13 protein-coding genes are annotated in these 19,036 nt (G+C 72.1%); 6 read left to right on the top strand and 7 right to left on the bottom strand.

The window, feature by feature from the left end:
- The first annotated feature begins 142 nt into the window (after positions 1-142).
- Complete coding sequence (locus ACIGA3_RS03120) at positions 143-1,153, top strand: aldo/keto reductase (RefSeq protein ID WP_399709955.1); 1,011 nt, start codon at positions 143-145, stop codon at positions 1,151-1,153.
- A gap of 39 nt (positions 1,154-1,192) precedes the next feature.
- Positions 1,193-1,789: a TetR/AcrR family transcriptional regulator gene (locus ACIGA3_RS03115; RefSeq protein WP_399709954.1), complete on the top strand. Its 597-nt coding sequence runs from the start codon at positions 1,193-1,195 to the stop codon at positions 1,787-1,789.
- Positions 1,790-1,795: 6 nt separating this feature from the next.
- On the opposite strand, the gene ACIGA3_RS03110 is transcribed toward ACIGA3_RS03115, so the two are convergent.
- The 3 genes from ACIGA3_RS03110 to ACIGA3_RS03100 all read right to left on the bottom strand — a co-directional run bounded on the left by ACIGA3_RS03110 (position 1,796) and on the right by ACIGA3_RS03100 (position 4,739).
- Positions 1,796-2,947 carry a serine hydrolase domain-containing protein gene (locus tag ACIGA3_RS03110; protein ID WP_399710775.1) on the bottom strand — a complete coding sequence of 384 codons (1,152 nt, stop codon included), beginning with the start codon at positions 2,945-2,947 and terminating at the stop codon, positions 1,796-1,798.
- Between the two features lie 61 nt (positions 2,948-3,008).
- On the bottom strand, positions 3,009-3,233 hold the full coding sequence (locus ACIGA3_RS03105) for a hypothetical protein (protein ID WP_399709951.1): 225 nt from the start codon (positions 3,231-3,233) through the stop codon (positions 3,009-3,011).
- Between the two features lie 72 nt (positions 3,234-3,305).
- Positions 3,306-4,739 (bottom strand): MFS transporter, encoded by a 1,434-nt coding sequence (locus tag ACIGA3_RS03100; RefSeq protein ID WP_399709948.1) that lies wholly within the window; start codon positions 4,737-4,739, stop codon positions 3,306-3,308.
- A 178-nt stretch (positions 4,740-4,917) separates the two neighbouring features.
- On the opposite strand from ACIGA3_RS03100, the gene ACIGA3_RS03095 reads away from it, so the two are divergent.
- Positions 4,918-5,790 (top strand): helix-turn-helix transcriptional regulator, encoded by an 873-nt coding sequence (locus tag ACIGA3_RS03095; protein WP_399709945.1) that lies wholly within the window; start codon positions 4,918-4,920, stop codon positions 5,788-5,790.
- 217 nt (positions 5,791-6,007) lie between these two features.
- On the opposite strand, the gene ACIGA3_RS03090 is transcribed toward ACIGA3_RS03095, so the two are convergent.
- Entirely contained in the window at positions 6,008-7,450 is a 1,443-nt protein-coding gene (locus ACIGA3_RS03090; protein WP_399709942.1) for an MFS transporter, read from the bottom strand.
- Positions 7,451-7,588: 138 nt separating this feature from the next.
- Here ACIGA3_RS03090 and dusB point away from each other — a divergent pair, with 138 nt between their 5' ends.
- The gene (gene dusB, locus ACIGA3_RS03085; RefSeq protein WP_399709940.1) at positions 7,589-8,719 is read left to right on the top strand and encodes a tRNA dihydrouridine synthase DusB; all 1,131 of its coding nucleotides are present in this window, start codon (positions 7,589-7,591) and stop codon (positions 8,717-8,719) included.
- A gap of 57 nt (positions 8,720-8,776) precedes the next feature.
- Here dusB and ACIGA3_RS03080 read toward each other — a convergent pair whose 3' ends face one another.
- From ACIGA3_RS03080 to ACIGA3_RS03070, 3 genes are all read right to left on the bottom strand, one after another.
- A complete protein-coding gene (locus tag ACIGA3_RS03080) occupies positions 8,777-10,891 on the bottom strand; it encodes a CDP-alcohol phosphatidyltransferase (protein ID WP_399709937.1) in 2,115 nt (704 codons plus the stop codon).
- Positions 10,892-11,160: 269 nt separating this feature from the next.
- A complete protein-coding gene (locus ACIGA3_RS03075) occupies positions 11,161-13,098 on the bottom strand; it encodes a glycogen debranching N-terminal domain-containing protein (protein WP_399709934.1) in 1,938 nt (645 codons plus the stop codon).
- Positions 13,095-14,513, bottom strand: a complete 1,419-nt coding sequence (locus ACIGA3_RS03070) for an MGH1-like glycoside hydrolase domain-containing protein (protein ID WP_399709931.1) — start codon at positions 14,511-14,513, stop codon at positions 13,095-13,097. Before ACIGA3_RS03070 ends, ACIGA3_RS03075 begins: the two co-directional genes overlap by 4 nt.
- Before the next feature lie 119 nt (positions 14,514-14,632).
- Between ACIGA3_RS03070 and ACIGA3_RS03065 the strand changes: the two genes are divergently transcribed.
- Positions 14,633-15,853, top strand: a complete 1,221-nt coding sequence (locus ACIGA3_RS03065; protein ID WP_399709928.1) for an ROK family protein — start codon at positions 14,633-14,635, stop codon at positions 15,851-15,853.
- A gap of 406 nt (positions 15,854-16,259) precedes the next feature.
- Positions 16,260-18,980, top strand: coding sequence for a pyruvate, phosphate dikinase (gene ppdK, locus ACIGA3_RS03060; protein ID WP_399709925.1), 2,721 nt, complete (start codon positions 16,260-16,262; stop codon positions 18,978-18,980).
- Positions 18,981-19,036: the final 56 nt, after the last annotated feature.

The following is a 19,036-nucleotide window of genomic DNA, read 5'->3' as shown; positions in this document are numbered from 1 at the left end:
TCATCTCCGCCCACCCTCCTGCCCGGTCCTCCGGGTCGGAGGGTGGGCTTTTTCGTGCCTGGACGGGGTCTACCCGAAATCCACTGACAACTAACAACTGACAGATATTGAATTCTGTCAGTCCACGTGCCAGGCTGGACGCATGACGATCCCCACGCGAAATCTCGGAACCACCGGCCCCCAGGTGTCCGCCCTCGGCCTCGGCTGCATGGGCATGTCGGGTATGTATGGAGAAGCGGACCGCCCGGAGGCCGTCCGCACGGTGCACGCCGCGCTGGAAGCGGGCGTCACCCTCCTCGACACCGGCGACTTCTACGCCATGGGGCACAACGAAATGCTGGTCGGCGAGGCCCTGCGCACCGCCCCGGCCCACCTCCGCGACAACGCGGTGCTGAGCGTGAAGTTCGGTGCCCTGCGCGACCCGGACGGCGCCTGGCTGGGCTTCGACGGCCGCCCCGCAGCGGTGAAGACCTTCGCCGCCTACTCCCTCCAGCGCCTCGGCGTGGACCACATCGACATCTACCGCCCCTCCCGCCTCGACCCGGACGTCCCCATCGAGGAGACGGTCGGCGCCGTCGCGGAACTGGTGGAGAAGGGGTGGGTGAAGCACATCGGCCTCAGCGAGGTCGGCCCCGACACCATCCGCCGCGCCGCCGCCACCGCCCCGATCTCCGACCTCCAGATCGAGTACGCGCTGATCTCGCGCGGCATCGAGCGGGAGATCCTGCCCACCCTGCGGGAGCTGGGCATCGGCGTCACCGCGTACGGCGTGCTCTCGCGCGGCCTGCTCTCCAACCACATCTCCGCCGACCGGGACTTCGCCGCCACCGACTTCCGCGCCTTCTCGCCCCGCTTCCAGGGCGACAACTTCCGGCACAACCTGAGCCTGGTCGACTCCCTCCGCAAGATCGCGGAGCAGAAGGGGGCCACGGTCGCCCAGATCGCCATCGCCTGGGTCCTCGCCCAGGGCTCCGACATCGTGCCGGTGATCGGCTCCCGCACCCGCGAGCGGCTGTCCGAGGCGCTGGGCGCGCTCGACATAACCCTGGACGCGGCCGACCTCGCCACCATCGAGGAGGCCGTCCCGGCCGGCGCGGCGGCGGGCGAGCGGTACGCGCCCGCGCAGATGGCCATGCTGGACAGCGAGCGATGAGCCGGAAGCGGTGACCGGCGCGCCGGGTACGGTCTAGGCATGGCAGCGACCGAGACCCTGACCGCCGAGCGCATCCTCGAAGCGACCGAGGAGGTGCTGCGCCGCCACGGCCCGGCCAAGGCCACCGTGGTCGACGTGGCCCGTGCTCTCGGGGTCAGCCACGGCAGCGTCTACCGCCACTTCCGCACCAAGGCGGCGCTGCGCGAGGCGGTCACCAAGCGCTGGCTGGACCGTACCTCGGAGCGGCTCGCGGTCATCGCCGGTGAGGAGACCCCCGTCGAGGGCCGGCTGCGGGACTGGCTCGCCGCCCTGTTCGAGGCCAAGCGGCACAAGGCGGGTGACGATCCCGAGCTGTTCGCCACCTACAGCGTGCTGGCCGAGGAGAGCGGGGTGACGGTCGGCGAGCACATCACCGACCTCACCGCCCAGCTCGCCCGGATCATCGAGGCCGGGACCGAGTCCGGCACCTTCCGTGCCGCGGACCCGGCCGCCGAGGCCCGCGCGGTCTTCCAGGCCACGGCCCGATTCCATGACCCCTGTTACGCCCGCGAATGGCAGCAGCCCGGTATCGAGGAGGACTTCAGAGTGATCGTGGATCTGCTGATACGCGGGCTGGGCGCTCCCGTCAGGCCGTGATCCGCGTCAGGCCGTGACCCGCCAGAAGTCCCGCATCACCGCGGGCGGCGTCGGACCGGTCATCGCCACCTGGGTGAGAAGGACGGTCACCTTGCCGGTGGCCGGGACCAGATGGGCTGCGGTGCCGGTGCCGCCGACCCAGCCGTAGCGACCGGGCACGTTCCACGGTTCGGTGCGGTCGATGTCGACCGAGCCGCCGTAACCCCAGCCCTGGCCCTCCAGGAAGAGCGGGCTGCTCTTCCGCTGGGCCGGGGTGAGCTGATCGCTGGTCATCCGGGCGACGGACTCCGGCGAGAGCAGGCTGCGGGCGCCGGCCTTGCCGCCCGCTCCGCCGCCGGCCAGCAGCATCCGGGCGAAGGCCAGGTAGTCGTCGGCGGTGGAGACGAGGCCGCCGGCGCCGGACGGGAAGGCGGGGAGCCGGTCCCAGCCGCCGTCGAAGGCTTCGGCGACACCAAGAGTGCCGTCGGGACCGGGCTGGTAGGCCGTCGGCAACCGGTGCAGCTCCCGCTCCGGCACGGAGAAGCCCGTGTCCGTCATGCCCAGCGGTTCGAAGACGCGCTCGGCGAGGAAGTCCGGCAGCGTTTCACCCGACGCCCGCGCGATCAGGGCGCCCTGGAGATCGGAGGAGGTGTTGTAGAGCCAGGCTTCACCGGGCTGGTGGAGGAGCGGCACCTTGGCGAGGTCGGCCAGCAGCTCGTCCATGGCGGGCACCGCGTGCGGGGCGAAGCCGCCGCGCTGAAGCTCGAACAGCGGCCGTACGGCGGGCAGCGAGAAGTCCGGGGGAAAGCCCCAGCCGCACCGGGAACTGAGCACGTCCTCCACGGTGATCGGCCGCTCGGCCGGCACCAGGTCGTCCACCGGCGACCCGGGCGTCCGCACCACCATCGGCGCGGCCAGCTCGGGCAGCCACCGAGCCACCGGGTCGTCCAGCCCGACCAGCCCCTCGTCGACGAGCATCAGCAGCGCGGCGGCGGTCACCGGCTTGGTGATCGAGGCGAGCCGGAACAGTGAGTCCCGCGCCAGCGGCACGGTCCGCCCGGTGTCCGTGTGCCCGACGGCAACGGCCTCGATGTCGTCCCCGTGGGCGACGAGGCCGACCGCGCCGGGCAGGCTCCCGTCGTCCACGTACCGGCGCAGGGTCTCGTGCAGTGCGGTCATGGGGTTCGCCTTCCGGTCGGCGCGGGTCGTCATGGGGTACGACTCCCACGGCGCCGTGGATTCATCGCCGGGCCGGGTCCAGCGTCGCCTGATGGGCCTCGGCCAGATGCTCCGTCGCCGGATGCTCGTCCGTCGGCGTCCAGGGCAGGTGCCGCGTGCCCCGGCGCCAGCCGCAGGTGCCGCAGCCGAAGGTCCGCTGGAGTCCGGCCCGTTCCACCCGTACGACGTGTTCCCGGCCGTGCCGGTCCCACCGGCGCACGCTGTCCCCGCTCCTGCTCTCGGTCATGCCCGGAGTGTGCGGCACGCGGGGCGGGGCGAGGGGCGGAACTCCGGGTGGGAACCGTCACACGGTCCCGGCTCAACCCACCTCGCGGGGCAGGCGCAGGCTCAGCAGGCCGGTGGCGAGGATCGCCGTGAGCTGAGTGAACAGGGCGATCAGCAGGGCGTCCCGCATGCCGAGGTGGGGGACCAGAGTGAGGAAGAGGGCGCCCAGGGTGGCCACGCCCAGGGCGAACGACGCCTGCTGGGTCGTCGCCAGCACCCCGCTGCCCACGCCGGCGCGGGCGGCCGGGACCTCGGAGAGCACGATCCTCAGCAGGTTGGGGAGTTGGAGTGCCTGGCCGGCTCCGGCGACGGCCGCACCCGGCAGCAGGGTGCCCAGACCCAGCTCCGGCCAGTCCCGCCACACGGCCAGCACGATCAGCAGCACGCCCACGCCCTGGAGCACCGCACCGGCGCCGACCACCCGCGTTCCGAAGCGGGCGATCAGGCGGGGACCGGCCAGCGAGACGAGGAGGAAGGAGACCGCCATCGGCGCCAGCGCCAGACCCGCACGTACCGGACCAAGACCCGCGCCCTGCTGGAGGCTCAGCGCGATGACGAACATGAACCCACTGAATCCCAGGCAGAACGGCACCACGATCAGCAGCCCCCGTCGCAGGGACTCGGTGGCGAACAGGCTCGGCGGCAGCAGCGGGGTGCGGCCCAGCCGGTCCAGGCGCCGTTCCACCGTCCAGAACGCCCAGCCCGCCACCGGGAACACGGCCAGCGAGACCCATGTCCACAGCGGCCAGCCCGTCGCGCGGCCCTCGGTGAGCGGGGCGAGCAGCGCCAGCAGGGCCACCGCCAGCAGGACCGTGCCGGGTACGTCGACCGGCTCGGGATGCCGGGCGCGGGTGTCGGGGACATGACGGACGGCGAGGACCAGGCCGAGGACGACCACGGGCACGTTCACCAGGAAGATCGAGCGCCAGCCGGTTCCGGCGATGTCCGCCGCGACCAGGATGCCGCCCAGGATCTGGCCCACCACCATGGACAGGCCCGCCGTCGCCCCGTACAGGCTCATCGCGCGGGCGCGGCGGCCGCCGGCGGTGGTGGACTGGATGGTGGCGAGCACCTGCGGCAGCATCAGCGCGGCCGACGCGCCCTGCGCGGCCCGCGCCGCGACCAGGCTCCACGCGTCCGGGGCCAGCCCGCACGCCAGCGAGGTCAGCCCGAAGGCGGCCATGCCGCCGATGAACAGCCGGCGCCTGCCGAACAGGTCCCCGAGGCGCCCGCCGAGCACGAGCAGCACCGCGTAGGTGACCCCGTACCCGGCCACGACCAGCTCCAGCAGGGCCTCGCTCGCGGAGAGGTCGCTGCCGATGGCGGGGAGGGCGACGTTGACGATGAAGAAGTCGACCAGCGGGAGCGCGGCGGCCAGCAGGACGGTCACCAGGCCCGCCCCGCTCAGGGTGGGCGCCGCCGCCGGAGCGCGTACGGACGGCGCGGTGGAGAGGGTGGTCTCGGTCATGCAGACGAGCGTGCGCCGCCTCGGAGACGGGTACCAGAGTGTGCCGATGCTGGTACCGGAAGTACCCGCCAACGCCCTCGGCCGGGCCTTGTCCCACCCGCAGCCTGGTGGTGGCGGGCGCTCATCCTGGTGGTAGGAGCACCTGGCAACGGGGTCGGCGCGGAGGCACTCTGGAGCCATGACGACCATGGCCCAGGAAAGCGCCTCCCCGGCGGTCAAGGGCGCTGAGATACGGCGCCATGAACTGGCCGCGTTCCTGCGCAGCCGCCGTGAGCGAATCACCCCCGAGCAGGTGGGGCTGCCGCGCGGTGTCCGGCGGCGTACGCCCGGTCTGCGCCGGGAGGAGGTCGCGCAGCTCTCCGCCGTGGGCGTCACCTGGTACACCTGGCTCGAACAGGCCCGCAACATCCAGGTCTCCGTGCAGGTCCTCGACGCCCTCGCCCGCACCCTGATGCTGGACCCCAGCGAGCGCGCCCACCTCTTCCAGCTGGCCGGGGCCACCGACCCGACCCCCGCCGCGATCTGCCCCAGCATCACCCCGGCGCTGCGCGCGACCCTGCGCCAGATGGAACCGTTCCCGGCCGCCGTGCAGAACAGCCGGTACGACATCCTGGCCTACAACCGCACCTACGCCCGGCTGCTGTGCGACATGGACGCGGTCGCGCCCGAGGACCGCAACTGTGTGCTCCTCGGCTACTCCAACCCCGAGTGGCGCGCCTCCATCGTCCACCTCGACGAGGCCCTGCGGCTGATGGCGGCCCGGCTGCGCGCCTCGATGGCCGGACACCTCGGCGAACCCGCCTGGAAGATGCTGCTCAAGCGCCTCCAGGCGTACCCGGAGTTCCTTGAGAACTGGGAGCGCTACGAGGTGGTCCGCAGTCGCTCCAAGACCAAGGAGTTCCTCAACCCGCACGTCGGCCACCTCACCCTGGAACACACCGACCTCTGGCTCTGCCCCGACCCCGGCCCCCGCATCGTCATCTACCCGCCGAAGAACGAGGAGTCCCGCGAACGCCTGGAGAAGCTGCACGCGATGGCGCTCGCGGGGTGAACGGGGGAGACAACCTGTTCCGGAGTTACTGCCTGCCCGCGCCCAATGGGCACGGCTCGTCCGCCAGTGGATCGAGCCGGCCGAGGCGGTCTGAGGTCAGAAAAACCCCGGTCGCCTGGCCGCGCCGGGGAGTCGCCGGGACGCTCGACAGCCGTGAGCCCGCCCACACGGAACACCTCGTCCGCCAGTGGGCCGAGCCGGCCGAAGCAACCTGAGGTCAGGACACCCCCGCCGGCTGGCGGACCTCTTCCGTCTCCAGCCGCTCAGCCGTCCGTTCCGCCGTCCCGTGGGCCCAGCGGCCGCTGGTCAGGAGGCCCAGGATCAGGACCGCCGCGCCGCACGCGGCCAGAATCCACCAGCCGGGGCGGGCCGCCGAGACGAAGGTGTCGCGGTACGGGGAGTTGCCGATGCCCGACGCCAGGACCGCGCCGATCACGGCCACGCCCAGGGTCTGGCCGAGCTGACGGCTGGTGGAGGCGACCGCCGCCGCCACGCCCGCCTGGGCGCGGGGCATGCCGGAGACGGCCGTGTTGGTGATGGGGGCGTTGACGAAGCCGAAACCGACGCCGAAGAGGACGTAGCCGAGGAACAGGGTGACGTCGGAGGTCTCGGCCTCGAACAGGGCGAAGAGCAGGCCGCTCGCCGTCATCGCCGCGCCCGCGATCAGCAGGGGCAGGCGCGGGCCCCGGCTGCCGACCAGCCGTCCGGACAGCGGGGCGCACAGCAGGGTCGGCACCGCCATCGGCAGCATCCACAGGCCGGCGTGCAGGGCGTCGAGGCCGCGTACGTTCTGGAGGTACAGCGTGGACAGGAAGAGGAAGCCGCCCAGTGCGGCGAAGGCGCTCACCGCTATCCCGGTCGCCCCGCTGAACGGTGCCGAATGGAAGAAGCGCAGGTCGATGAGGGGTTCGGCGCGCCGGGGCTCGTAGATGAGCAGGGCCAGCAGGGCGGCGACGGCCACTACCGCGAAGGGGAGCACCGTGGCGGCGCCCGCGTTCGGCGCCTCGATGATCGCGTACGTCAGCGAGCCGAACAGGGCGATCACCAGCACCTGACCGACCGGGTCCGCGCGGCGCGGCCTGGGCGCGCGGGACTCGGGAACGAAGCGCAGGGTGAGCAGCAGGGCGGCGAGGCCGACCGGCAGGTTGACCCAGAAGATCGAGCGCCAGCCGACCGACTCCACCAGCAGCCCGCCCGCCAGCGGACCGGCGGCCATGGAGATGCCGACCACCGCGCCCCAGGCGCCGATCGCCCGCGCCCGTTCGCGCGGGTCGGTGAAGGTGTTGGTGATGATCGACATGGCGACCGGGTTGAGCATCGAGCCGCCGACCGCCTGGACCATGCGGAACACCACGAGGAGTTCCAGGTTGGGGGCGAGCGAGCACAGCAGGGAACCGGCGGTGAAGATCACCAGGCCCGCCATGAAGACCCGTTTGCGGCCGATCCGGTCCGCCGTGGACCCCGCGAGCATCAGCAGCGAGGCCAGCACCAGCGTGTAGGCGTCGATCGCCCACTGGAGGCCGGAGGTCGTGGCGTGCAGCTCGCGCTGCATGGACGGCAGCGCGACGTTCAGGGCGGTGTTGTCCAGGCTCACGATCAGCAGGCTCATGCAGCAGATCGAGAGCACCAGCATCCGCCGCCGGTGAGTCAGCTCGGGCATGCGCCCCATCGTACGCGCTTCGATAGTGCGGCTAACTAATGACCCTTACATGATCCCGAGCCGTAGGGGCAGGGGTGCTGCCGGGGTGAGGGACAATGGGTCCTTGCCCGTGTTGTACATCCGCCCCGGAGCCCCCTGATGACCCAGCCGCTGTCCATCGGCCCGCACGCCGTGGTGCCGCCCGTCGTGCTCGCACCCATGGCCGGGATCACCAACGCCCCCTTCCGCACCCTGTGCCGGGAGTTCAGCGGGGGCAAGGGGCTGTTCGTCAGCGAGATGATCACCACGCGGGCGCTGGTCGAGCGCAACGACAAGACCATGCAGCTGATCAGGTTCGACGAGACCGAGAAGCCCCGCTCGATCCAGCTGTACGGCGTCGACCCGGCCACCGTCGGCAAGGCCGTCCGCATGATCGCGGAAGAGGGCCTGGCCGACCACATCGACCTGAACTTCGGCTGCCCGGTCCCCAAGGTCACCCGTAAGGGAGGCGGCTCCGCGCTGCCGTACAAGCGGAACCTGCTGCGATCCATCCTGCGGGAGGCCGTCTCCGGGGCGGGCGATCTGCCGGTCACCATGAAGATGCGCAAGGGCATCGACGACGACCACATCACCTACCTCGACGCCGGCCGCATCGCCGTCGAGGAGGGCGTCACCGCCATCGCCTTGCACGGCCGCACCGCCGCCCAGCACTACGGCGGCACCGCCGACTGGAGCGCCATCGCCCGGCTGAAGGAGCACGTCCCGGAGATCCCGGTGCTCGGCAACGGCGACATCTGGTCCGCCGAGGACGCGCTGCGCATGGTCCGCGAGACCGGCTGCGACGGCGTGGTCGTCGGCCGCGGCTGCCTCGGCCGTCCCTGGCTCTTCGCCGACCTGGTCGCCGCCTTCGAGGGCCGCGACGACTTCCAGCGGCCCGTCCTGCGCGAGGTCGCCGACGTCATGGTCCGGCACGCCACGCTGCTCGGGGAGTGGCTCGGCGACGAGGCACGCGGTGTCATCGACTTCCGCAAGCACGTCGCCTGGTACCTCAAGGGCTTCTCGGTCGGCTCCGAGATGCGCAAGCGGCTCGCCATCACCTCCTCGCTCGCGGAGCTGCGCGCCGGGCTGGACGAGCTGGACCTCGACCAGGCGTGGCCGACCGGCGCCGACGGCCCGCGCGGGCGTACCTCCGGCAACAACCGGGTGGTGCTGCCGGACGGCTGGCTGAAGGACCCGTACGACTGCGCGGGCGTCGGCGAGGAAGCCGAGCTGGACACCTCCGGCGGCTGAGCGACACCAGGGCCGGACCCCTGAGGGACCGGCCCTGTCTCTCAAGGACCCTAGGGGTCAGCCCTTCTTCGGGTGCGGGGTGGAGCCGTACGCGGTCAGGAAGCGGTCGCGGAAGGCGTTCATCTTCCACACAGGTGCGTCGTGCGCGGGGCGCAGGCCGTCCGTCCAGCCCCAGTCGCCGATCTTGTCGAGCACCTTCGGGTCCTTGGCGACGATCGAGACCGGTACGTCCCTGCTGGCGTGGTTGCCGCTGACGCGGGCGATGGGCTGGTGGTCGCCGAGGAAGACCAGCACCGTGTCCTCGGAGCCGTAGCGCTCCAGCCACTCGGTGAGCGCGGTGACCGAGTACTGGATCGACTTGCCGTACTCCTGGCGGGACTTGGTGGTGTCCGCGATCACGTCGGCCGCCTTGTTGCCCGCCGCCTCGATGCCCTTGAAGACCGAGCCGTCGCCCAGCTCGTCCCAGCCGACCATCTTCGGGATCGGGCCCCAGGGCTGGTGGCTGGAGGTCAGGATCAGCTCCGACATCACCGGCTTGTCGTGCTTCTTGCCGTGCACCCGCTGCTGGAACTGTTCCAACGCGTACTGGTCCGGCATCGTCGACCAGCTGAACTTCGGCCCCTTGTAGCCGAGTTGGAAGGCGTTGTAGACCTTGTCCAGGCCGTAGAAGCTCTGCTCCGGCCATGCCTTCTGTACGCCCGGCATCACGCCGACCGTGTTCCAGGCGCCGGTCTTCTTGAACGCCTTGGTGAGGCTGAGGTGGTCGCTCGCCATCACCGTGCGGTAGCGCTGCTGGTTGCTGACCCACAGGCCCGACATGGTGGTGGAGTGGCCGAGCCAGCTGCTGCCGCCGTAGGTCGCCGAGGTCAGCCAGCCGCTCTTGGCGTGGTAACCCGCCTTCTCCAGCGCCTCGTTGCGAACGGAGAGGGTCTTGTCCACGCCGGGCGACATGATCGGGTCCTCGATCGCGCTGCGGCCGTAGCTCTCGATGAACGTGAAGATGACGTCCTTGCCGCGCAGGTCCGGCACCAGTTGGGCGGGCGGGGTCGCGCCGAACGCGTCCACCTTGGCGACCTTCTGGAACGCGGCCTCGTCCTTCAGCGTGTTCGACACCCGCTGGGACTGGCTCTGGAGGGTGAGGGCGGCGCCCTCGGCGGCGAGGGGCACGCCCGCGAGCTGCACCCCGAAGGAGGAGCAGGTGATCCAGACGACGCCCGCGATCAGGGTGCCCCGGGTCGCGGCGGCGGAGTGCCGGGCGAGGACGTCACTCAGGCGCACGACGGCGTAGGCCAGGGAGGCGAACAGCAGCAGCACGAGGGCGATCAGTCCGGCGGTCGCGGCGAGGGTGGCCACCCGGCCGAGCGAGTCCTCCAGGTACGACTGCGCGTCCCCCAGCAGGCTCCAGTCCAGCACCAGGTTGAAGGTCCGGCCCAGGTACTGCTTGAACCCCATGTCGAGCCAGTTCAGCACGGTCAGCGCGGCGAGGACCACACCGGAGAGCGCGGCCAGCACGATCCGGGGCTTCCGGGGCAGCGCGAGCAGTACGGCCGCCCCGACGATCGCCTCACCGGGCAGCCGGAGGAAGTTGGCCGGCCTGACCCCGGCGATGGTGGCCGGCATCACCAAGGTGCAGACGACCAGCACGGCGGCCAGGACGGTGATGGTCCGGGAGAGGACCCGGGCCCGCCGGGGGTGCTCGGCCTGCCAGCGGGCCAGGCGGGCGAAGCGGGGTGGTTTCGAGGGCGAGTCGGGGGCGGGTTCGGGGAGGCCCGTAGGGGTGGCCGCCGCGTCGGGGTCGGTGTCGGGGGCCGCCTCGGGGGTGTCCTCAGGGTCGGCCTTCGCCTCGCCCGTGCGGCCCGCGTCCGTCTGCCGCGCGTTTCGCGGGGCGGCCTCGGGGGCCGGGTCAGGGACCGGCTCGGGGGCGGCCTCCACCTCGGCTTCCCCGCGTGCTTCAGCCTCCGGCGCTCCCTCCGGGCTGACTTCGGCCCCAGCGGGGGCCTCCGGAGCGGCACTGCCACCCTCAGCGCCCGCCTTCGCCGGGCCCGTCTCGTCCGGCCCCGTGCCGCCCTCGGCGTCGGACCCGTGAGCCTTCGCTCCCGAGGGCTCGGCGGCCACGCCGGAACCCCGGTCGTCGCTCTTCCCGTGCTCCACCAGGGTCTCGGTACCCGCCACCCCGCCGGATTCCGCGGAGCCCTCTTCGGGGGCGCCCCCCGGTCCCCCCGTCGCGGCCGGTGACTTGTGCGTGTTCTTGTGCTGAGGCAAACCCGGAGGTCCTTCCGCGCGGGGCCGGTGACGACGGAGGCGGCGGGCCACGCTGGGGAGGCTGGGCAGGACCGGTGGAGGCCGGTCCGCCTGGCCCGCCGTCCTTCCGTACGGTCCACCGGAGTCCGGTGTTCACGACCTACGGCAAATACCGGGCAAACGCCCGGTCAAGGCCGGTGTCAGGCGCCCCCGACCGCGGTGAGCAGGGCGAGCGGCGCGGCAGCCGAACGGGACTCCCGCACACACGCGTGCGGGTACGGTACCGGCTCGGGGTGGGTGTCGCGGCCGTAACCCGCCAGCACCTCGGGAAGCCGGTGACCGGCGGAAGCCGCCGCGTCCACCAGGCCACGGGCCACCGCGCGGGCCTCGTCGTGCAGGCCGTAGCGGGCCAGGCCCAGGGTGATCAGCGCGTTGTCGTGCGGCCAGACCGAGCCCCGGTGATAGGAGAGCGGGTGGTACGCGGCCTGGCCGGCGGCCAGCGTGCGCACGCCCCAGCCGGAGAAGAAGTCCGGCTCCAGCAGCCTGCGCCCCACGACCTCCCCGTACTCCTTGTCCAACAGCCCCGACCACAGCAGATGCCCGGCGTCCGAGGCGAGCGCGTCTATCCGGTGGCCGTCGCCGTCCAACGCCAGGGCGGGGAAGGACTGTTCAGGCAGCCAGAAGTCACGCTGGAATCGGTCACGCAGATCGGCCGCCGCCTGCTCCAGCAGCGCCGCGTACGTCCCGTCGTCCCACACCGTGCGCGCCAGCCACGCCGTGCGGCGCAGCGCGTCGTACGCGTACCCCTGCGCGCCCGCCGCCATCACCGCACCGCTCGGCCGGGTGCCGTCGGCGCGGCAGATCGCGCCGGGGGAGTCCTTCCAGTTCTGGTTGGCGAGGCCGCCCTCGTCGGCGCGGTAGACGAGATAGCCGCGCGCGGTCAGCCCGCCGTGGTCCAGCATCCAGCCGACCGCCGCTCGGGCGTGCCGCTCCAGCCGCCGGGCGAGGGCCGCGTCGCCGGTGCGCTCGGTGTAGGCACCGAGCAGGACCAGGAAGAGCGGGGTGGCGTCGACCGAGCCGTAGTAACGCCCGTACGGCACCTGCCCGAAGTGGGCCAGCTCGCCGTGCCGGACCTCGTGCACGATCTTGCCGGGCTGGGCGACGGGGGAGGTGCCGTCGGCCGTGGCCTGGGTGGCGGCGAGCGCGGGGAGCGTGGCGGCGGCCAGCTGAGGGCGGTACGGCAGGGCGAACAGCGAGGCGAGCAGGGCGTCCCGGCCGAGCAGGGTGAGGAACCAGGGGGCGCCCCCGGCCGGCACCCGCAGCTCCTCCCCGTCCGGTCCCCGCGCCGGCACCTGGAGCGCGGCCAGGTCGGACAGCCCCCGCGCACAGGCCGCCGCCAGCTCCGGCCAGGCGGTCGGGAAGGCGACGCCCTCCATGAACTCGTCCTCCGCCGCACGGAGTTGTCCGCTCACGGCGGTGGGAGAGCGGGGTACGCGCACCGCGCGCCGGTCACCGTGCGGGCGGGCCATCACCCGCAGCAGCAGCTCCGCGCTTCCGTGCGGGGGGAGTTCGAGTGTCCAGACCAGCCGCCGGGCCCCGGTGCCGGTCTCCTCCACCGCCTCCGGGGCGGGATCGGCGGTGATGGTGGTACAGGACCGCCACTCGCCGCGCCGGTACCCGAACTCGATCCCGTCGTCCAGAACTTGGCGGCTGCGCACGGCGCCCGCCTTGACGTAGGTGCGGTGGTCGGAACGCAGCTCGAACTGGTCGGTGAAGTCGGCGTCGACGGTGAGGGCGAGCCGTACCGTGGTGGGCGCCGGGATGTTGCCGGTGATCCGTACCGACTCCACGAACGAGCTGTCGCCCACGGCCTGTTCGCGCCACAGGGTGTACGCGGGCGGCTCCTGACGGCCGCCGCGCGGCACCAGTACGCAGCGTGCCGTGTCGCCCTCCCCGACCGGGCGCAGCACTTCCGGCACCGCGCCGTCGACGGTGAGCTGCCAGCGGCTCAGGTGCCGGGCGTCGCGCACGAACAGTCCGTCGACCGAACCACCGCCCCGTACCCCGCTGATGTCGCCCCGGTCGCCCACGGCGGCGAACGTGGTTCCCCGCACGAACAGATGATGCCGCTCGGTCATCTCCGGTCCCCTCCCTCTTTCCCAGTGTCCAAAGCCCCGCCCGTGCCGTGCAGCAGGTCCAGCGTCAGCGCGGCGGTCCAGCCGAACCCCGGCGCCCCGCACGCCTCGCCGGTGTCCGGGTCCACGTACTCCGCGAACCCGGACTCCCCGGCCGCGCGCAGGAACGCGGCGCGCAGGGCGCCGGCCGCCGCGCGCTCGCCATGGGCGCGCAGCCCGCGCTCCACCAGCCAACTCGTGTTGAACCAGGCCGGGCCGCGCCAGTACCGGTTCGGTTCGAAGGCCGGGCCGCGCAGGTCGTAGCTGGGCACGAGCCCGGTGCGCGCCGCGAAGTGCGGGCCGCGCAGGGTGCCGGCCAGGGCGCCGGCCACCTCGCGGGGGAGCCCGGGCAGCAGCAGCGGGACCAGGCCCGACACGCTCCGCTCCCGGATCAGGCCGCCGCCGCGCAGGTCCCGGCAGAGGAACATCCCGGACGGGTCGTCCCACAGCCGCTCCACCAGTGCCGCCGTCAGCCGCTCGGCGCGGGCGTGGCGGGCGGTGCCGGGGGCGCCCAACTCGGCGGCGATCCGGGCGAGGGCGTGCTCGGAGGCGATCAGCAGGGCGTTGAAGGAAGGGTCCTCCACCGCGAACTCGCCTTCCCCGTCCGCGTATTCGCCGTCCCGGTAGTCGGCCGCGAGGCGCACGTACCGCCCGTAGTCCAGGTCGGTCGGCCGGTCCTCGGCGGCGCCGTGGTCGAGGTCGGCGCGGCGGAAGGAGCGGCCCGGGGCCGGGGTGACGCGGGCCAACGGGGCGTCCCAGCAAGGGCTGTTGTCCATGCCCTGCTCCCACGGGTGCACCACCGACACCAGCCCGCCCCCGCCGAGATCCCGGCGGTGCAGCAGATAGCGGTGCCAGGCGGCCAGCCGGGGATACACCCGGGTCAGGAAGCCACGCGCCCGCGACAGGGCGGGGTCGGCCCGGTGCACCAGCCAGGCCGCCAGCGCGTGCACGGGTGGCTGCACGATGCCGGACGTCTGTACCGTGCGCGGGGCGCCCACGGGCCGCCCGGCGGTGGAGGAGCGCCAGAAATCCGGGCTCGGGAAGTAGGCGTCGAGTGGCACGGAGGGCGAGAAGACGATGTGCGGCACCCGCCCGTCCCCCCACTGGGCCGCGAGCAGCGTCTCCAGCTCCGTCTGCGCCCGCAGCGGCGACAGGTGCCTGAGGCCGATGGCGATGAACGCCGAGTCCCAGGACCACTGGTGCGGGTACAGGCTCCGGGAGGGGACCGTCGAGCCGCCCGTCCAGTTGGCTGCCAGCACCCGGGCCGCCCTGACGTGCAGCGATGCGGCCGAGGGTGCGGGGGGTGGCGAGGAGGAGGGTGGATCGTATGCGATCCCGCGCTCGGTGACACGGGCGGTGAGCTGGGCAGTGCGATCCACTCGGGGCTCCCCGAAGACGTCCGGCCGGCCTGGTTTGGTTGTGTCTATCGCAGGGTTACGTCTATTTAACACGCAAAACTCAATATGTAATGCAAACTTGAGGAACACAAGGGGGTGGCATGACCGGAAAGCCGGGCAGGACAGCCAGGGGCGGCGCGCAGACGAGCGCCGGTGACCTGCTCGACCTGGTGCGCAGTGGGCGGGCCGTCACGCGCGGCGCGCTCCAGCAGATGACCGGGCTCTCACGTGCCACGGTCGGCCAGCGCCTGGACCGGCTGTTCCGGGCGGGCTGGCTGCGCGAGGGCGCGGGCGGCCCGGTGGACTCCCCGCTCGGCGGCCGCCCCGCCATCACCCTGGAGTTCGACGGCTCGCACGCCGTGGTCCTCGCCGCCGACCTCGACACCCGGCACGCCCGCGCGGCCCTCCTCACCCTGACCGGCGAGATCCTCGCCGAGCGGGCCGGCGCCCTGGTGGTCGAGGACGGCCCGGAAGCCGTCCTCGCCGGCCTTGGCCGCTGGTTCGCCGAGCTGCTCACCGAGACCGGCCATCCCCCGGAGGCGGTCTGCGGGATCGGGCTCGGGGTGCCGGGCCCGGTCGACAGCGGGACCGGGCGGGTGGTCCAGCCGCCGATGATGTCCGGCTGGGACGGCTACGACATAAGGGGCCGCCTCTCCCGCGCCTTCACCGAGCACACCGGCGCCGGACCCGTCCCGGTCCTGGTGGACAACGATGCCAACCTCATGGCGTACGGCGAACAGCGCACCGCACACCCCGGCTGCCGGGCCTTCGTGCTGGTCAAGGTCTCCACCGGTATCGGCGCCGGGGTCGTGGTCGACGGCGCGATCTACCGGGGCGTGGACGGCGGCGCGGGCGACCTGGGGCACATCCGGGTCGGCACCGAGGCGCTGTGCCGCTGCGGCTCGTACGGCTGCCTCGCCGCCGTCGCCAGCGGTGGCGCCGTGGCCCGGCGGCTGACGGAGGCGGGCGTACCGGCCGCGTCCGGCTCCGACGTACGGGAGCTGCTGGCCGCCGGGCACCCGGAGGCGGCGGCCCTGGCACGGGAGGCCGGGCGCCGGGTCGGGGACGTGCTGGCGACCGTCGTCACCCTGCTCAACCCCGGGGTGCTGATGATCGCGGGCGACCTCGCCGGGACGCCCTTCCTGACCGGGGTGCGCGAACTGCTCTACCAGCGGGCGCTGCCCCGCTCCACGGCCCACCTCGACGTCGTCACCGCGAAGCTGGGGGAGCGGGCGGGGCTGATCGGCGCGGGCGCGCTGGTCGTGGAGCATCTGTACGCCCCGGAACGGGCGGAGGAGCGGCTCACCGCGCTGGGGGTGTGACGGCCGCGTTTCGGGCCCGGAACGGCGTCCGCATGGTGAAATCCCCTGCCGTGTGGCAGCGTGATTCTCGCCACCCTTGATAAGGGTCGCGCTCAGATGAGCGGATCTTGAGCGGCTGCACTTCTCCAAGGGGTGGCACTCGGTGCCACCCCTGCGGCGTTCATTGATCGAAATCAAGCGTGTCGATCGCCGCTCATACGAGCAGGATGCGGCGTCGTCGTACGCCCGTCCGTTCAAGAAGTGAACACTCGCGTGGCCCTGGCCTTGCTCTGCCTTTGCTTTAGATCCTGTGGCAGACGGCTGGTTACAGGCTTATGACGCACGACTGGACGTACCAAGGCGCCTTCGATCTGGGTATGTTCCTCGCCGTCAGGGCAGCCACCGTGGCCTCAAGGAGTCGAGACCCGTGTCGGAAAACAAAGAGCCTCACGTAGCGAAGTTCGTCTACGACTTCACCGAGGGCAACAAGGACCTCAAGGACCTGCTCGGTGGCAAGGGTGCCAACCTCGCCGAGATGACCAACCTCGGGCTGCCGGTACCTCCCGGCTTCACCATCACCACCGAGGCGTGCAAGGTCTACCTCGACAGCGGCGAGGAGCCCGCCCCCCTGCGTGACGAGGTGAGTGCGCACCTCGACGCGCTGGAGCAGCGGATGGGCAAGAAGCTGGGCCAGGCCGACGACCCGCTGCTGGTCTCGGTCCGCTCCGGCGCCAAGTTCTCCATGCCCGGCATGATGGACACCGTCCTGAACATCGGCCTCTCCGACAAGTCGGTGAAGGGCCTGGCCAAGCAGGCCGGCGACGAGCGCTTCGCGTGGGACTCCTACCGCCGCCTCATCCAGATGTTCGGCAAGACCGTCCTCGGCGTCGACGGCGACCTCTTCGAGGAGGCGCTGGAGAAGGCCAAGGAGGCCAAGGGCGTCCAGGTCGACACCGAGCTGGACGCGGCCGACCTGAAGAAGCTCGTCACCGCCTTCAAGAAGACCGTCAAGACCGAGGCCGGCCGGGACTTCCCGCAGGACCCGCGCGAGCAGATGGACCTCGCCATCCACGCCGTCTTCGACTCCTGGAACACCGACCGCGCCAAGCTCTACCGCCGCCAGGAGCGCATTCCGGGCGACCTGGGCACCGCGGTCAACGTCTGCTCGATGGTCTTCGGCAACCTCGGCCCCGACTCCGGCACCGGCGTCGCCTTCACCCGCGACCCCGCCTCCGGGCACCAGGGCGTCTACGGCGACTACCTCCAGAACGCGCAGGGCGAGGACGTGGTCGCGGGCATCCGCAACACCGTGCCGCTCGCGGAGCTGGAGAACATCGACAAGGCGTCGTACGACCAGCTCATGCAGATCATGGAGACCCTGGAGAACCACTACAAGGATCTCTGCGACATCGAGTTCACCATCGAGCGCGGCAAGCTGTGGATGCTCCAGACCCGCGTCGGCAAGCGCACCGCGGGCGCGGCGTTCCGTATCGCCACCCAGCTGGTGGACCAGGGTCTGATCGACGAGACCGAGGCGCTCCAGCGGGTCAACGGCGCCCAGCTCGCCCAGCTGATGTTCCCCCGCTTCGACGAGGACGCCCGGGCCGAGCAGGTCGGGCGGGGCATCGCCGCCTCGCCGGGCGCGGCGGTCGGCAAGGCGGTCTTCGACTCGTACACCGCCGTCAAGTGGTCCCGCTCGGGCGAGAAGGTCATCCTGGTGCGCCGGGAGACCAACCCCGACGACCTGGACGGCATGATCGCCGCCGAGGGCATCCTCACCTCGCGCGGCGGCAAGACCTCCCACGCGGCCGTGGTCGCGCGCGGCATGGGCAAGACCTGTGTCTGCGGCGCGGAGGAGCTGGAGGTCGACACCAAGCGGCGCCGGATGACCGTGCCGGGCGGGCATGTGGTGGAGGAGGGCGACGTCATCTCCATCGACGGCTCCTCCGGCAAGGTGTACCTCGGTGAGGTGCCGGTCGTGCCCTCGCCGGTGGTGGAGTACTTCGAGGGCCGGATGCATCCGGGCGCCGACGACGCCGACGAGCTGGTCGAGGCCGTGCACCGGATGATGGCCTTCGCCGACCGCAAGCGCCGGCTGCGGGTGCGGGCCAACGCCGACAACGCCGAGGACGCGCTGCGGGCGCGGCGGTTCGGGGCGCAGGGGATCGGCCTGTGCCGTACCGAGCACATGTTCCTCGGGGACCGGCGCGAGCTGGTCGAGCGGCTGATCCTCGCGGACACCGAGACGGAGCGCGAGGAGTCGCTGAAGCAGCTTCTCCCGCTCCAGAAGCGGGACTTCATCGAGCTGTTCGAGGCGATGGACGGCCTGCCGGTGACGGTCCGTCTGCTCGACCCGCCGCTGCACGAGTTCCTGCCCGACATCACCGAGCTGTCGGTCCGCGTGGCCCTCGCCGAGTCCCGGCAGGAGCCGCACGAGAACGAACTCCGGCTGCTCCAGGCGGTGCACCGGCTGCACGAGCAGAACCCGATGCTGGGTCTGCGCGGCGTACGCCTCGGCCTCGTGATCCCCGGCCTGTTCACCATGCAGGTCCGCGCCATCGCGGAGGCGGCTGCCGAGCGCAAGACCGCCAAGGGCGACCCGCGCGCCGAGATCATGATCCCGCTGGTCGGCACCGTCCAGGAGCTGGAGATCGTCCGCGACGAGGCCGACCAGGTCATCGCGGAGGTCGAGGCGGCGACGGGTACGAAGCTGAAGCTGGCCATCGGCACGATGATCGAGCTGCCGCGCGCCGCACTGACCGCCGGTCAGATCGCGGAGGCCGCGGAGTTCTTCTCCTTCGGCACGAACGACCTCACACAGACGGTGTGGGGCTTCAGCCGGGACGACGTGGAGGCTTCCTTCTTCACCGCGTACCTGGAGAAGGGCATCTTCGGCGTCTCCCCGTTCGAGACGATCGACAAGGACGGCGTGGGCTCCCTGGTGAAGTCCGCCGTCGAGGCCGGCCGCGCCACCCGCCCCGACCTCAAGCTCGGCGTCTGCGGCGAGCACGGCGGCGACCCGGAGTCCGTCCACTTCTTCCACGAGGTCGGCCTCGACTACGTCTCCTGCTCCCCCTTCCGCATCCCGGTAGCCCGCCTGGAAGCGGGCCGCGCGGCCACCCAGTCGGAGGGCAGCGACCACCGCTGACCCCTGCGGAGCCCCGGACCCGTCGTCGGTCCCCGACCCTCACCACCGATCGACGA

It is taken from the genome of Streptomyces sp. NPDC085596 (assembly GCF_044541565.1).
In the GTDB taxonomy this organism is placed as follows: Bacteria; Actinomycetota; Actinomycetes; order Streptomycetales; family Streptomycetaceae; genus Streptomyces.
Note: the sequence above shows the minus strand (reverse complement) of the source record. Positions and strands in the feature narration are given on the sequence as shown.